The sequence below is a fragment of the Flavobacterium sp. 140616W15 genome (genome assembly GCF_003668995.1).
In the GTDB taxonomy this organism is placed as follows: Bacteria; Bacteroidota; Bacteroidia; order Flavobacteriales; family Flavobacteriaceae; genus Flavobacterium.
Map to the genome: position 1 here is coordinate 3,314,747 of NZ_CP033068.1, position 13,777 is coordinate 3,328,523.

Here is a 13,777-nt window from a genome sequence, read left to right on the forward strand (position 1 = left end):
AATTAAAGCACTTCTGGTGCTAATGATACAATTTTCATGAATTGTTTTTCACGAAGTTCTCTTGCTACCGGACCAAAAACACGAGTTCCTCTCATTTCCCCTGCAGCGTTCAATAGAACACATGCATTATCATCGAAACGGATATAAGAACCATCAGCTCTTCTCACTTCTTTTTTGGTACGTACAACAACTGCAGTTGAAACAGCTCCTTTTTTAACGTTTCCGTTAGGAGTTGCATCTTTGATAGAAACTACAATCTTGTCACCAACAGAGGCATACCTTCTTTTGGTACCTCCTAAAACACGGATAGTTAAAACTTCTTTTGCTCCCGTGTTATCTGCTACTTTTAGTCTTGATTCTTGTTGTACCATAATTATTTAGCTCTTTCTAAGATTTCAACTAATCTCCAACATTTTGATTTACTTAAAGGACGCGTTTCGCTAATTCTTACAGTATCTCCAATGTTACAGTCGTTTGTTTCGTCGTGTGCAACGTATTTCTTTGTTTTCAACACGAACTTACCGTATAATGGGTGTTTTACTTTTCTTACTTCAGCAATAACAATAGACTTGTCCATTTTATTTGAAGTAACAACACCAATTCTTTCTTTTCTTAAATTTCTTTTTTCTTCCATCTTTCAGCAGAATACAATTATTGTAACTCTCTTTTAGTTAACTCTGTAGCCAATCTTGCAACTGTTCTTCTTACACTTCTAATTTGAAGTGGGTTCTCAATTGGAGAAATAGCGTGGGCCATTTTTAGGTCAGCATATATCTTCTTAGTTTGACTAAGTTTTTCTTGCAACTCCGCTGCAGAAAGATCTTTTATTTCTGATTGTTTCATAATATATTATAAATTATGCTTCGAAATCTCTAGCAACAACGAACTTAGTTTTTACTGGAAGTTTTTGCGCTGCAAGACGTAAAGCCTCTTTTGCAACTGACAATGGAACTCCTCCAACTTCAAACATTATTCTTCCGGGTTTAACAACTGCAGCCCAATATTCTACTGCACCTTTACCTTTACCCATACGTACTTCAAGAGGTTTCTTAGTGATTGGTTTGTCTGGAAATATTTTGATCCATAATTGTCCTTCTCTTTTCATGAAACGAGTTGCAGCAATACGCGCAGCTTCGATTTGACGAGAAGTTAAGAACATTCCATCTTCATGTACAGATTTAATACCAAACATTCCATTAGAAAGTTCAAATCCTCTTTGAGAATTTCCTTTCATTTTACCTTTTTGTACCTTACGGTATTTTGTTCTTTTAGGCTGTAACATTTTTCTTTAGTTTAAAAATTTACTTTCTTTTACGAGCGTCTGGTTTTGAACCTTTATTAAAGTTAGATTTGCCACGAGGAGCATCTCCACCTTTTCCACCACCAGCTTGTTTTTTATCCATTCCAGCAAGTGGAGAAAGATCTCTCTTTCCATAAACTTCACCTTTCATGATCCACACTTTGATCCCCATTCTACCGTAAGTAGTGTGAGCTTCTGCAAGTGCATAATCAATATCAGCTCTGAAAGTTGATAGAGGAATTCTACCTTCTTTGAAACCTTCTGAACGTGCCATTTCAGCTCCATTCAAACGTCCTGAAATCAAAACTTTGATACCTTCAGCGTTCATACGCATAGAAGCAGCAATAGCCATTTTGATTGCACGTCTGTAAGAAATACGACTTTCAATTTGACGTGCGATGCTTGTCGCCACAAGATAAGCATCTAATTCAGGTCTTTTAATTTCAAAGATGTTAATTTGAACCTCTTTGTCTGTAATTTTCTTAAGTTCTTCTTTTAACTTGTCTACCTCTTGACCACCTTTTCCGATAATAATACCAGGTCTAGCAGTAGTGATAGTAACGGTTACAAGTTTCAAAGTTCTCTCGATGATTACTTTTGATACACTAGCTTTTGATAAACGAGCGTGGATATACTTTCTGATTTTGTGATCTTCGGCAAGTTTATCACCGTAATCATTTCCACCATACCAGTTTGAGTCCCACCCTCTGATGATACCAAGTCTATTTCCAATTGGATTTGTCTTTTGTCCCATGCTGCTTAAGAATTGCTTTGTGTGTTATTGATAGCTCCAAGCACGATTGTAACGTGATTAGAACGTTTTCTTATTCTGTGTGCACGACCTTGTGGAGCTGGACGAAGTCTTTTTAACATCATTCCACCATCTACTCTGATCTCCTTAACAAATAATCCAGCTTCTTCTAAATTACCTTCACTATTTTTTTGCTCCCAGTTATTGATTGCAGATAATAATAGTTTCTCTAATTTTCTTGAAGCTTCTTTAGAACTAAATCTTAAAATGTTAAGTGCTCTTTCTACCTTCTGACCTCTTACCAAGTCCGCTACTAAGCGCATTTTTCTAGGTGAAGTAGGGCAGTTATTCAATTTTGCGAAAGCAATAGACTTATTAGCCTCTTTTCTCGCATCTGCTGTTTCTCTTTTACGAACTCCCATTGCTTCTTATTTTTTACCTTTATTTTTTGCTCCAGCATGACCTCTAAAAGATCTAGTTGGTGAAAATTCTCCTAATTTGTGACCTACCATGTTTTCTGTTACGTAAACTGGTACAAATTGACGACCGTTATGAACTGCGATAGTTTGTCCAACGAAATCTGGAGTAATCATAGAAGCTCTAGACCAAGTCTTAACAACTGCATTTTTACCACTTTCTACGTTTTCTTGAACTTTCTTGTCTAACTTATAATGAACGAAAGGTCCTTTTTTTAATGAACGTGCCATATCTTAATTATTTCTTTCTACGTTCTACGATATACTTGTTACTCGGGTTTTTCTTAGAACGAGTTCTATAACCTTTAGCTGGTATTCCATTTCTTGAACGTGGATGTCCACCAGAAGAACGTCCTTCTCCACCACCCATTGGGTGATCAACAGGGTTCATTGCAACAGGTCTTGTTCTAGGTCTTCTTCCTAACCATCTTGTTCTACCTGCTTTACCAGATACAACTAATTGGTGGTCTGAATTAGATACCGCTCCAATTGTAGCTGCACAAGTTAACAAGATCAATCTTGTTTCACCAGATGGCATTTTAATTGTAGCATATTTTCCATCTCTCGCCATCAATTGAGCAAATGTTCCAGCTGAACGAGCAATTACTGCTCCTTGACCTGGTCTCAATTCGATACAAGAAATAACAGTTCCTAAAGGAATTCTACTTAAAGGCAATGTATTTCCAATTTCAGGTTGAGATTCTGGACCAGAAACTAATTTCTGACCAACTTTCAATCCGTTTTGAGCAATTACATACGTTTTCTCTCCATCAGCATAAGCTAATAAAGCGATAAATGCAGTACGATTTGGATCATATTCGATCGATTTCACTGTAGCAGGAATTCCTTCTTTTGTACGTTTGAAATCAATAATACGATATCTCTGCTTGTGACCACCACCCGTATAACGCATGGTCATCTTTCCTTGACTATTTCTACCTCCAGAGTTTTTTATCGGCGCTATCAAAGAGCGTTCCGGCTTATCAGTTGTAATGGCGTCATAACCATTCACAACTCTAAATCGCTGACCTGGGGTAATAGGTTTTAATTTTCTTACTGACATTTTTCTATCTTAGATATTGTTGTAAAAATCAATTGTTTCTCCTTCTTGTACTTGAACAATTGCTTTTTTGATTGCATTTGTCTTTCCGCTGATCAAACCACTTTTTGTGTATTTTGTAGTTCTATCCGGTCTTACATTCATTGTGTTAACACTCAAAATAGTTACTCCATAAGTAGCTTCAACAGCTTTCTTAATCTGAACTTTATTTGCTTTTTTGTCAACAACAAAACCGAAGCGATTCAAAACTTCACTTTCCTTGGTTACTTTTTCAGTTACTATAGGTCTAATTATGATGCTCATATTCCTATTATTTGCTTAAATTTTCTTCAATTACCTCTAAAGAGCTCTCCAATAACACTAAATTATTAGCATTTAGAATAGCGTAAGTGCTTAATTCATAACTACTTACAACATTAGAAGCTTTCAAATTGCGTGACGACAAATATACATTTTTATTTGACTCTCCCAACACAAATAGAGATTTTTTATTTTCTAACCCTAAAGCTTTCAAAACGTTAATGAAATTTTTAGTGTTTGGTGTTTCAAAATTAAAGTCTTCCAAAACAACAATACTTGCTTCTTTTGCTTTAATAGAGAAAGCTGATTTTCTAGCCAATCTCTTCAAGTTTTTATTCAATTTAAATGAATAACTTCTTGGTCTTGGTCCAAAAACTGTTCCACCACCTTTAAACAAAGGGTTTTTAATACTACCCGCACGAGCAGTACCTGTTCCTTTTTGCTTTTTAATCTTACGCGTACTTCCCGCTACTTCAGCTCTTTCTTTAGCCTTGTGAGTACCTTGTCTTTGATTTGCTAAATATTGTTTAACATCAAGATATACAGCGTGATTATTTGGTTCAATTGCGAATACTGAATCAGAAAGTTGAACTTTTCTTCCAGTATCTTTTCCGTTGAAATCTAATACTTTTACTTCCATTACTTCTGAATGATTACATAAGAGTTGTTATGACCAGGAACACATCCTTTAATAACTAGTAAGTTCTTTTCAGCAACTACTTTTAAAACTCTAAGGTTTTGAACTTTTACATTGTCTCCTCCCATTCTTCCAGCCATACGCATTCCTTTGAATACTCTAGATGGATAAGAAGAAGCTCCCACAGAACCTGGCGCTCTTAAACGGTTGTGTTGACCGTGAGTTGCTTGACCAACACCACCAAAACCGTGACGTTTTACAACCCCTTGAAAACCTTTACCTTTAGACACACCTTGTACATCTACAAATTCTCCTTCAGAAAAAATAGAAACATCAATAAGATCTCCTAATTTTTGCTCTGTTGCGAAATCTTGGAATTCAACGACTTTTTTCTTAGCTACAGTTCCCGCTTTTTTAAAGTGACCTAAAGCCGCTTTTGTGGAATGTTTCTCGTTTTTGTCATCGAAACCAAGTTGCAACGCTTCGTACCCGTCAACACCTTTGGTTCTGACTTGGGTAACAACGCATGGACCAGCCTCGATTACTGTACAAGGAATATTTTTCCCGTTTTCATCAAAAATACTAGTCATGCCGATTTTTCTACCAATTAACCCAGACATAAATATTAATTATTAATTATTAAATATAAATATAGAACGCAGCTTTTAACCGAATCCTATTTTTTAAGAGGTGCAAAAGTATAACTTATTTACACACAAACCAAAAAAAATATTTTTCGCTTAAAAACAGCGTCCTTTTTTACTCTTGAACTACTTAAACTTTGATCTCAACTTCTACTCCACTTGGTAATTCAAGTTTCATTAAAGCATCAATAGTTTTAGATGAAGATGAATAAATATCAATTAATCTCTTATATGACATTACTTCAAATTGCTCTCTCGCTTTTTTGTTAACGTGCGGAGAACGTAGTACAGTGAAAAGTTTTTTATGTGTTGGCAACGGAATTGGACCTGTTACAACAGCACCGGTACTCTTAACTGTTTTTACAATCTTTTCAGCAGATTTATCCACCAACATGTGATCGTAAGATTTTAGTTTTATTCTGATTTTTTGACTCATTTTCTTAAAGATTAAGCGTTTCCTTTTGCTTTTTTGATAACTGCTTCTGAAATATTAGAAGGCGTTTCAGCGTAGTGTGAAAATTCCATTGTAGATGTTGCTCTACCAGATGAAAGCGTTCTTAATGTTGTTACATATCCAAACATCTCTGACAAAGGCACATCAGCCTTGATAGTTTTAGCACCATTTCTATCACCCATGTCATTAACCTGACCTCTACGACGGTTAATATCACCTACGATATCTCCCATGTTTTCTTCCGGTGTAATAACCTCCATTTTCATGATTGGCTCAAGAATGATTGCTCCCGCAGCTTTAGCTACTTCTCTATACCCCATTCTAGCTGCAAGCTCAAAAGAAAGCGCATCTGAATCGACAGGGTGGAAAGATCCATCAGTTAAAGTCACTTTTAAACTATCTACTTGGTATCCTGCTAAAGGACCAGTTTTCATAGCTTCACGGAAACCTTTTTCTACAGATGGAATATATTCCTTAGGAACGTTACCACCTTTTACAGCATTAATAAACTGTAATCCTACAGGAACTTTACCATCAACTTCATCAGCTGGCCCAAGTGTAAATACGATATCTCCGAATTTACCACGACCTCCTGATTGTTTCTTATATGTTTCTCTATGCGTAGCAGTTTTAGTAAACGCTTCTTTATATTCAACTTGAGGCTCACCTTGGTTCACTTCAACTTTAAACTCACGTTTCATACGATCAATCAAGATATCCAAGTGAAGCTCACCCATACCTGATATAATTGTTTGCCCTGAAGCCTCATCTGTTCTAACTGTAAAAGTTGGATCTTCCTCAGCTAATTTAGCTAAAGCCATACCCATTTTATCCACATCAGCTTTAGTTTTAGGCTCAATTGCAATACCAATTACTGGAGCAGGGAATTTCATTGACTCAAGAATAATTGGGTGTTTTTCATCACACATTGTATCTCCAGTCTTAATATCTTTAAACCCAACTGCCGCACCAATATCTCCAGCCTCGATATACTCGATAGGATTTTGCTTATTAGCATGCATTTGGTAGATACGAGAAATTCTTTCTTTATTTCCAGAACGAGTATTCAAAATATATGAACCCGCATCTAAACGACCTGAATAAGCACGGAAAAAAGCTAAACGACCAACATAAGGATCAGTAGCAATTTTAAATGCTAAAGCAGCGAATGGCTCCTTTACATCAGGACGACGGATAATCTTCTTTTGATCTTCCTCTAACAATTCAGCATCATCAGGATGAATACCCTCAATACCTTCTTTATCCATAGGAGACGGCAAATACTTACAAACAGCATCTAACATAAACTGAACTCCTTTATTTTTAAAAGAAGAACCAGCAAGCATCGGAATGATTGCCATATCTATAGTAGCAGCTCTTAAAGCATTATTAATCTCTTCTTCAGTAATAGAATTCTCATCTTCCATGTACTTATCAAGAAGATTCTCATCATAGTCAGCAACCGCCTCAATAAGTATAGATCTAAATTCTTTTACCTCTGCAAGCATATCCTCAGGGATAGGCACGATATCAAAAGTAGCTCCTTGAGTTTCATCATGCCAAATAATAGCTTGATTCTTAACCAAATCAACCACACCTTTGAAATCATTCTCTTCACCGATTGGCAAAGTGATTGCAACTGCATTAGATTTCAACATATCTCTAACTTGCTGACATACATTCAAAAAGTTAGAACCTTGTCTATCCATTTTATTAACAAATCCCATACGAGGAACTCTATATTGATCAGCAAGTCTCCAGTTAGTTTCTGATTGAGGCTCAACACCATCAACAGCACTAAACAAGAAAACCAACCCATCAAGTACACGTAAAGAACGATTTACCTCTACAGTAAAATCAACGTGTCCTGGAGTATCAATAATATTAAAATGATATGGTTTTGATTCTGGCAAAGCCTTACCTTGCTCTGTTGGAAAACTCCACTCACAAGTTGTAGCTGCAGAAGTAATTGTAATACCTCTTTCCGCTTCTTGCTCCATCCAGTCCATTGTTGAAGCACCATTATGCACCTCACCAATTTTATGTGTTTTCCCTGTATAAAAAAGGATACGCTCTGTAGTTGTTGTTTTACCAGCATCAATATGCGCAGCAATCCCTATATTTCTTGTATATTTTAAATCTCTAGCCATTTCTTATGAATTAAAATCTAAAGTGAGAGAATGCTTTATTAGCTTCAGCCATCTTATGAGTGTCCATTCTCTTCTTAACAGCCGCCCCTTCTTCTTTAGCCGCAGCTAAACATTCTGAAGCTAACCTTTGAGCCATAGATTTTTCATTTCTTCTTCTAGAATAAAGTATCAACCACTTCATTGCCATAGAAATCTTACGATCTGGTCTGATTTGCATTGGAATTTGGAATGTAGCTCCACCAACTCTACGACTACGTACTTCTACGTGAGGCATAACATTAGTTAAAGCATCTTTCCAGATTTCTAATGATGATTTTTCTGAATCTTGCTTTTTAGATTCAATGATGTCAATTGCATCATAAAATACTTTAAAAGCTGTAGATTTCTTACCGTCCCACATTAAGTTATTCACAAAACGCGTTACCAACTGGTCATTAAACCTCGGATCTGGTAAAAGTGGTCTTTTCTTTGCCGCTCTTTTTCTCATGTCTTTTTTTTAAAAGTTTAAATTACTTTTTTGCTTCTTTTGGGCGTTTAGCACCGTACTTAGATCTTCTTTGCGTTCTTCCTGCAACTCCTGACGTGTCAAGCGCTCCACGAACGATATGATATCTAACACCTGGTAAATCTTTTACCCTTCCGCCTCTAACTAATACTATCGAGTGCTCTTGTAAATTGTGTCCTTCTCCAGGGATGTAAGCATTTACTTCATTACCATTTGTCAAACGTACACGCGCTACTTTACGCATTGCAGAGTTTGGTTTTTTTGGTGTAGTAGTGTAAACACGCGTACAAACCCCTCTTCTTTGAGGACAAGAATCTAAAGCAACCGATTTACTCTTCTTAGTCATCTGAGTTCTTCCTGTTCTTACTAATTGTTGAATTGTTGGCATAATTAATACTAAAAATTTATTATGTATATTAAATTCCCGCTTTTTACGGGGTTGCAAATGTATAAAATATTTTTCACTATACAAACGTTAATGCATTAATTTTCAATAAGATTATTTAACCTTATGATTTTAATCTCAAAGATTAGATATTTGTATTATTTTTAATAAAACACTTTTAAAACTTGAAAACACTTTTCACTTTTTTTCTAATAATGACTTTAAGTTTACAATGTCGCGCACAACATTTTGAATTAAAGATAGCTGGAGAAAATAATTTAGACGAAAAAATCATAGACTCCATCCCATATTTAAAAAAACACAAAACCGTCAAATCCATCACTGATGAGATACAATTATTCTCAGAAAAACTTTCAACGAAAGGCTATATTGACAACAAAATAACATCAAACGATCACACAAACGACAGCTTATACATCATCAGATTCAGCCTAAGGAAGAAAATAAATTTCATACATATATATATAGACAAAGAAAACACAATTTTAAAAACAGTATTCCCTAACATAAAAGAAGATACCCTCATAATTCCGTACGAAGAAATCGAATCACTATTAAACACAAAACTAAACCAACTTGAGCAGCTAGGTTACTCTTTTACAAATTTAAAACTAACAAACATCCAACATAAAAAAAACACTCTTTACGCTAATCTAGATTTCAAAAACAAGAAGAAAAGAGAAATAAACTCAATCATATTAAACTTCACACAAAACAACCAATCAAATTTTTTTCCTAAAGGCCACCTAAAACAACTTAACAAAAAATACAACAATAAAACCTTCAACCAAGAATCCATAAAACAACTCTACCAAGACATAAACAATTACGAATTCGTCTCTCAAACCAAATACCCAGAAATACTTTTCACGAATGATTCCACCAAAATCTATACTTATATTGAAAAAAGAAAAGCAAACACCTTTGATGGCTATATCGGCTTCACAAACAGCGAAAGCAAAAAAGTAACATTTAATGGATACTTAGACATCACCTTACTCAATACCCTTCATGCTGGAGAAAAATTTTCCTTATACTGGAAAAGCGACGGAAGCCAACAAAAAACTTTTAACACAAGTTTAGAGATCCCATACATTTTCAAAACCCCATTAGGAATAAAAGCTCAACTAAACATCTTTAAACAAGACAGCACGTTTCAGAATAGCAAAACCGCAATTAACCTTGGATACTACATCAACTATAACTCAAAAATATACTTAGGCTACCAATCTACAGAATCAAGCGACATACAGAATACAAACAACTCAACAATCAGTGATTACAAAAACTCATACACCACAATAAACTACAATTACAAAAAAACAAACTACAACAACAATCTATTTCCAGAAAAAGCACACATAAACTACATAGTCGGCTATGGCAAAAGAAACACAAATAACGAGCCTGAAACTGCAAAAAATAGCAAGCAATTTTACAGCTCGTTTAACATAAACTACAATTTTAAGCTAAACGAAAAGAATTATATTAACATAAATTCACAGAATTTTATCTTAAAAAGCGACAACTATATTATCAATGAATTATTAAGATTTGGAGGCATAAATTCAATTCGTGGTTTTTCAGAAAACAGCCTACAAGCGAATTTCAATTGTCTAATTCTTACAGAATACAGATACTTAGTTTCACAAAACCTATACATCAATTCCATAGCAGATTATGGTATATACCAAGACTTAACAAACAATATTAATCAAAAAGAAATCAAAAAATTAATAGGAATTGGCATTGGAGTCACCATACAAACTACAAATGGATTATTAAAAATCGCCACGACAAACGGAAGCTCTAAGACGCAAAATTTACAATTAAACAACACTATCATAAACATAAGTTATAATGTTAAATTTTAGTGTTTAACAAAAAAATATTTTTATTTACTAGGAAAGTTAACAAATTATTAAGAGTTTTGCGATACTAATTCAAAATATTTAAAAATGAAACTAAAGTTCAATGGATTCTTAGTGCTATTCTTAGTACTAGTCGCGCAACTTACTTTTGCGCAAGAAAGAGTTGTTTCAGGGACTATTTCCGACAATGCGGGCATGCCATTACCAGGCGTGAGTGTATTGGTCAAAGGAACTAAAACCGGAACACAAACCGATTTTGATGGAAAATATTCTATCAAAGCTTCTTCAAGCCAAGTTTTGGTATTTAGCTACATTGGGATGAAAACCCAAGAAATAGCTGCAAGTTCTTCAGTAATCAATGTGAAACTGGCCGATGATTCAGTAGAATTAGAAAGCGTTGTTATTACTACTGCATTAGGGATCAAAAGAGAGAAAAAATCACTTGGATACTCTGCTCAAGATGTAAAAGGTGAAATAATCAGTGAAGGTGGAACAACCAATGCTGTTTCTGCTTTATCTGGAAACATTGCGGGTCTTCAAGTTACTGCTCCATCTACAATGGGTGGTTCTACAAGAGTTATCTTAAGAGGTGTTGGATCTGTTACAGGAGAAAACAAACCACTTATCGTAGTTGATGGAATCCCATTAGACAATGGAAATTACAATGATTCCAACACCACAAGAGGTGCTGGAGGTAGAGATTACGGAGATGCTTCTGCGGATATTAACCCAGACGACATTGAATCTGTAACTGTATTAAAAGGTGGACCAGCTGCTGCATTATACGGAAGTAGAGCAGGTAATGGTGCTATCTTATACACTACTAAATCTGGAAAGAAAAAAGGTGGTAAAAGCGAATTCTCTTTCAACACAGGTCTAACAATGGAGTCTATAAACATCAGACCAAATTTACAAAGATCATATGGTGGAGGTTCTATGTCAACTTTCAAAACCCAAGTTATTGATGGCAAAACTTACAACCTAGCAGAATATGATGTAGATGAAAGTTGGGGACCAAAGTTTGATCCAAACGTAAAATACTTACCTTGGAATGCTTTTGACAAAGAATTTGCAAATGATTACATGAAAGAGAGATCATGGACAGCTTCAGCAAATGATGTAGATTCATTCTTTAGAGTAGGTACAACTAAAACTAACTCTTTATCATACTTGACATCTACTCAAGATAGTAATTTCAGACTTTCTTATAGTAACCAACAGACTGAAGGTATAACACCAAATTCTTCACTTAAGAAAAATACTTTCTCGATTAATGCAAATTCTAAACTTGGAGATAAGTTTAAAGTTGAAGGAATGATGACTTTTGTACAAACTAAAGGATTCAACAGACCTGAAGTAGGATACGGAGACAATTCAGTGGCTCAAAAATTCTATCAATGGGGACAAAGACAACTTGATTTCAATGATTTGAAACAATATAAATTAGCAGACGGAAGCCAAAGATCTTGGAATAGAACTGCATGGAATGATGGAACACCATTGTACTCTGATAATCCATATTGGATCATGAACGAAAACACTTCTGACGACACAAGAAATCGTTTGTATGGTAATGCTAAACTAACCTACAACATAACTCCTGATTTGTATTTAGTAGGTAACGTTTACGGAGACATGTATACTTTGAACATTAACGAAAGAGTAGCAGTAGGTTCTCAAGCTACATCAAGTTTCAAATCAACTACACGTACTTTAAGTGATTTTAACTACGAAGCTCGTATTCATTATGACAAACGTTTTGGCAAATTCAGCATCAGTTCATTTGCTGGGGTTAACAAAAGAGTATCTGAATACTCATTACTAAGTGGCGAAACCGTAGGTGGACTTAATTTAGCTAACATATACAGCCTTTCAAACAGTGTTGAAAGTGCTCTAGCAAAAAACTCTGGAACCGATAGCCAAACAAACAGTGTCTATGGTTTTGTTTCTATCGGATATAATGATATGCTATTTTTAGAAGCAACAGACAGAAATGACTGGTTTAGTACAACATATAAAGATGTTAATTACGCTTCACTTACAGGAAGTTTTGTTTTCTCTGAATTAATGAAAAACTCTTCATGGCTTAACTATGGTAAATTAAGAGGAGGTTGGGCTCAAGCAGGAAATGCGACAAGTGCATACAGTTTAAATAACTACGCTGACACATATATCCCTTTCCAAGGAGATCCTAGATACAGTAATGCTCCTAGATCGAACGACAAATACTTAATACCAGAATTAAAGACTACTAAAGAAATTGGTTTAGAATTAAGCCTATTTAACAGAAGACTTAATATAGATGCATCTTACTACGATGTTCTAACAGAAAACTTAATAACTCCAGTACAAGTTTTCGATGGTACTGGTTACTCAAGTTCTAATAAAAATGCTGGGAAATTACAAAACAAAGGTTTTGAAACAACTATAACACTTACACCAGTAAGAACTCAAGATTTCTCATGGGACGTTACATGGAACTTTGCTAAAAATGAGAACAAACTATTAGAATTATCTGGAGACGCACAATCTTTATTATTACAAATTGCACCATTCCGTGCTTCATTGTACGCAATAGTTGGTCAACCATACGGTCAGATTTACGGAACAGATTTTACTTATGATGACAAAGGAAACAAAGTCATAGGAGCTAATGGTAGATACGTAGCATCAGGTCAAAAATCACTTGGTTCGACTACTCCAGACTACAATATGGGTCTTAGAAACTCATTCAAATACAAAAATTTCAGTTTAAGCGCATTATTTGACATGCAAAAAGGTGCAAGCTACTTCTCAACATCACATATGTACGGAATGTACTCTGGTATGCTTGAAGAAACTGCAGCAAACGGAGTACGTGAAAACGGGGTAGTTCTAGAAGGTGTATTAGCAGACGGAACCCCAAACACAAAATCACTTACTGGTGTTCAATGGGGTAAAACTTATTCTGCTGGTATAGATAAACTTAATGTTTTCAGTTCTGACTACATTAAATTAAGAGAAGTTATATTCTCTTACAGTTTCCCAGTAAAATACACAGGTCCTTTCTCAGCAGTTAAGTTATCAGCCTTTGGTAGAAATCTATTTACATGGAACCTAGACTGGAAAGGAATGGATCCAGAAATGGCATCATACGGTAGTGGAAACGTTCAAGGAATAGAAGGTGGTTCTTTACCATCAACTAGAACATACGGAATGAATCTAGAATTAAAATTCTAAAATA

17 protein-coding genes are annotated in these 13,777 nt (G+C 35.2%); 2 read left to right on the forward strand and 15 right to left on the reverse strand.

Annotated features, from left to right (window positions below; all coding sequences use genetic code 11):
- Positions 1 to 2: 2 nt before the first annotated feature.
- The 15 genes from rplN to rpsL form a co-directional block, all read right to left on the reverse strand.
- On the reverse strand, positions 3 to 371 hold the full coding sequence (gene rplN, locus EAG11_RS14500) for a 50S ribosomal protein L14 (RefSeq protein WP_007803649.1): 369 nt from the start codon (positions 369 to 371) through the stop codon (positions 3 to 5).
- Positions 372 to 373: 2 nt separating this feature from the next.
- Positions 374 to 634 (reverse strand): 30S ribosomal protein S17, encoded by a 261-nt coding sequence (rpsQ, locus tag EAG11_RS14505; RefSeq protein WP_129539790.1) that lies wholly within the window; start codon positions 632 to 634, stop codon positions 374 to 376.
- Positions 635 to 651: 17 nt separating this feature from the next.
- On the reverse strand, positions 652 to 843 hold the full coding sequence (gene rpmC / locus EAG11_RS14510) for a 50S ribosomal protein L29 (RefSeq protein WP_007803639.1): 192 nt from the start codon (positions 841 to 843) through the stop codon (positions 652 to 654).
- A gap of 13 nt (positions 844 to 856) precedes the next feature.
- Positions 857 to 1,282 carry a 50S ribosomal protein L16 gene (gene rplP, locus EAG11_RS14515; protein ID WP_039111738.1) on the reverse strand — a complete coding sequence of 142 codons (426 nt, stop codon included), beginning with the start codon at positions 1,280 to 1,282 and terminating at the stop codon, positions 857 to 859.
- A gap of 19 nt (positions 1,283 to 1,301) precedes the next feature.
- A complete protein-coding gene (rpsC, locus tag EAG11_RS14520; RefSeq protein ID WP_035619639.1) occupies positions 1,302 to 2,054 on the reverse strand; it encodes a 30S ribosomal protein S3 in 753 nt (250 codons plus the stop codon).
- A gap of 5 nt (positions 2,055 to 2,059) precedes the next feature.
- Positions 2,060 to 2,473 (reverse strand): 50S ribosomal protein L22, encoded by a 414-nt coding sequence (gene rplV, locus EAG11_RS14525; RefSeq protein ID WP_007803631.1) that lies wholly within the window; start codon positions 2,471 to 2,473, stop codon positions 2,060 to 2,062.
- A gap of 6 nt (positions 2,474 to 2,479) precedes the next feature.
- A complete protein-coding gene (rpsS, locus tag EAG11_RS14530; protein WP_008464288.1) occupies positions 2,480 to 2,758 on the reverse strand; it encodes a 30S ribosomal protein S19 in 279 nt (92 codons plus the stop codon).
- A 7-nt stretch (positions 2,759 to 2,765) separates the two neighbouring features.
- Positions 2,766 to 3,590: a 50S ribosomal protein L2 gene (gene rplB, locus EAG11_RS14535; RefSeq protein ID WP_035619640.1), complete on the reverse strand. Its 825-nt coding sequence runs from the start codon at positions 3,588 to 3,590 to the stop codon at positions 2,766 to 2,768.
- Positions 3,591 to 3,599: 9 nt separating this feature from the next.
- Positions 3,600 to 3,890 carry a 50S ribosomal protein L23 gene (gene rplW / locus EAG11_RS14540; protein ID WP_129539791.1) on the reverse strand — a complete coding sequence of 97 codons (291 nt, stop codon included), beginning with the start codon at positions 3,888 to 3,890 and terminating at the stop codon, positions 3,600 to 3,602.
- A gap of 7 nt (positions 3,891 to 3,897) precedes the next feature.
- On the reverse strand, positions 3,898 to 4,527 hold the full coding sequence (gene rplD / locus EAG11_RS14545; protein WP_035619641.1) for a 50S ribosomal protein L4: 630 nt from the start codon (positions 4,525 to 4,527) through the stop codon (positions 3,898 to 3,900).
- Positions 4,527 to 5,144 (reverse strand): 50S ribosomal protein L3, encoded by a 618-nt coding sequence (rplC, locus tag EAG11_RS14550; RefSeq protein WP_035619642.1) that lies wholly within the window; start codon positions 5,142 to 5,144, stop codon positions 4,527 to 4,529. The genes rplD and rplC overlap by 1 nt, the downstream gene beginning before the upstream one ends.
- 154 nt (positions 5,145 to 5,298) lie before the next feature.
- Complete coding sequence (gene rpsJ, locus EAG11_RS14555; RefSeq protein WP_011963470.1) at positions 5,299 to 5,604, reverse strand: 30S ribosomal protein S10; 306 nt, start codon at positions 5,602 to 5,604, stop codon at positions 5,299 to 5,301.
- A gap of 11 nt (positions 5,605 to 5,615) precedes the next feature.
- The gene (gene fusA, locus EAG11_RS14560; protein WP_129539792.1) at positions 5,616 to 7,772 is read right to left on the reverse strand and encodes an elongation factor G; all 2,157 of its coding nucleotides are present in this window, start codon (positions 7,770 to 7,772) and stop codon (positions 5,616 to 5,618) included.
- Between the two features lie 10 nt (positions 7,773 to 7,782).
- Positions 7,783 to 8,259, reverse strand: coding sequence for a 30S ribosomal protein S7 (gene rpsG / locus EAG11_RS14565; protein WP_007803600.1), 477 nt, complete (start codon positions 8,257 to 8,259; stop codon positions 7,783 to 7,785).
- Positions 8,260 to 8,281: 22 nt separating this feature from the next.
- Complete coding sequence (gene rpsL, locus EAG11_RS14570) at positions 8,282 to 8,665, reverse strand: 30S ribosomal protein S12 (protein ID WP_022828353.1); 384 nt, start codon at positions 8,663 to 8,665, stop codon at positions 8,282 to 8,284.
- Positions 8,666 to 8,877: 212 nt separating this feature from the next.
- Between rpsL and EAG11_RS14575 the strand changes: the two genes are divergently transcribed.
- Both EAG11_RS14575 and EAG11_RS14580 read left to right on the forward strand, forming a co-directional pair.
- Entirely contained in the window at positions 8,878 to 10,557 is a 1,680-nt protein-coding gene (locus EAG11_RS14575; RefSeq protein ID WP_129539793.1) for a hypothetical protein, read from the forward strand.
- An 84-nt stretch (positions 10,558 to 10,641) separates the two neighbouring features.
- Positions 10,642 to 13,773, forward strand: a complete 3,132-nt coding sequence (locus EAG11_RS14580; RefSeq protein WP_129539794.1) for a SusC/RagA family TonB-linked outer membrane protein — start codon at positions 10,642 to 10,644, stop codon at positions 13,771 to 13,773.
- Positions 13,774 to 13,777 lie beyond the last annotated feature (4 nt).

Coding starts and splice junctions, on each gene's coding strand:
- rplN (WP_007803649.1), bottom strand. CDS start 371: ATGGTACAACAAGAATCAAGACTAAAAGTAGCAGATAACACGGGAGCA.
- rpsQ (WP_129539790.1), bottom strand. CDS start 634: ATGGAAGAAAAAAGAAATTTAAGAAAAGAAAGAATTGGTGTTGTTACT.
- rpmC (WP_007803639.1), bottom strand. CDS start 843: ATGAAACAATCAGAAATAAAAGATCTTTCTGCAGCGGAGTTGCAAGAA.
- rplP (WP_039111738.1), bottom strand. CDS start 1,282: ATGTTACAGCCTAAAAGAACAAAATACCGTAAGGTACAAAAAGGTAAA.
- rpsC (WP_035619639.1), bottom strand. CDS start 2,054: ATGGGACAAAAGACAAATCCAATTGGAAATAGACTTGGTATCATCAGA.
- rplV (WP_007803631.1), bottom strand. CDS start 2,473: ATGGGAGTTCGTAAAAGAGAAACAGCAGATGCGAGAAAAGAGGCTAAT.
- rpsS (WP_008464288.1), bottom strand. CDS start 2,758: ATGGCACGTTCATTAAAAAAAGGACCTTTCGTTCATTATAAGTTAGAC.
- rplB (WP_035619640.1), bottom strand. CDS start 3,590: ATGTCAGTAAGAAAATTAAAACCTATTACCCCAGGTCAGCGATTTAGA.
- rplW (WP_129539791.1), bottom strand. CDS start 3,890: ATGAGCATCATAATTAGACCTATAGTAACTGAAAAAGTAACCAAGGAA.
- rplD (WP_035619641.1), bottom strand. CDS start 4,527: ATGGAAGTAAAAGTATTAGATTTCAACGGAAAAGATACTGGAAGAAAA.
- rplC (WP_035619642.1), bottom strand. CDS start 5,144: ATGTCTGGGTTAATTGGTAGAAAAATCGGCATGACTAGTATTTTTGAT.
- rpsJ (WP_011963470.1), bottom strand. CDS start 5,604: ATGAGTCAAAAAATCAGAATAAAACTAAAATCTTACGATCACATGTTG.
- fusA (WP_129539792.1), bottom strand. CDS start 7,772: ATGGCTAGAGATTTAAAATATACAAGAAATATAGGGATTGCTGCGCAT.
- rpsG (WP_007803600.1), bottom strand. CDS start 8,259: ATGAGAAAAAGAGCGGCAAAGAAAAGACCACTTTTACCAGATCCGAGG.
- rpsL (WP_022828353.1), bottom strand. CDS start 8,665: ATGCCAACAATTCAACAATTAGTAAGAACAGGAAGAACTCAGATGACT.
- EAG11_RS14575 (WP_129539793.1), top strand. CDS start 8,878: ATGACTTTAAGTTTACAATGTCGCGCACAACATTTTGAATTAAAGATA.
- EAG11_RS14580 (WP_129539794.1), top strand. CDS start 10,642: ATGAAACTAAAGTTCAATGGATTCTTAGTGCTATTCTTAGTACTAGTC.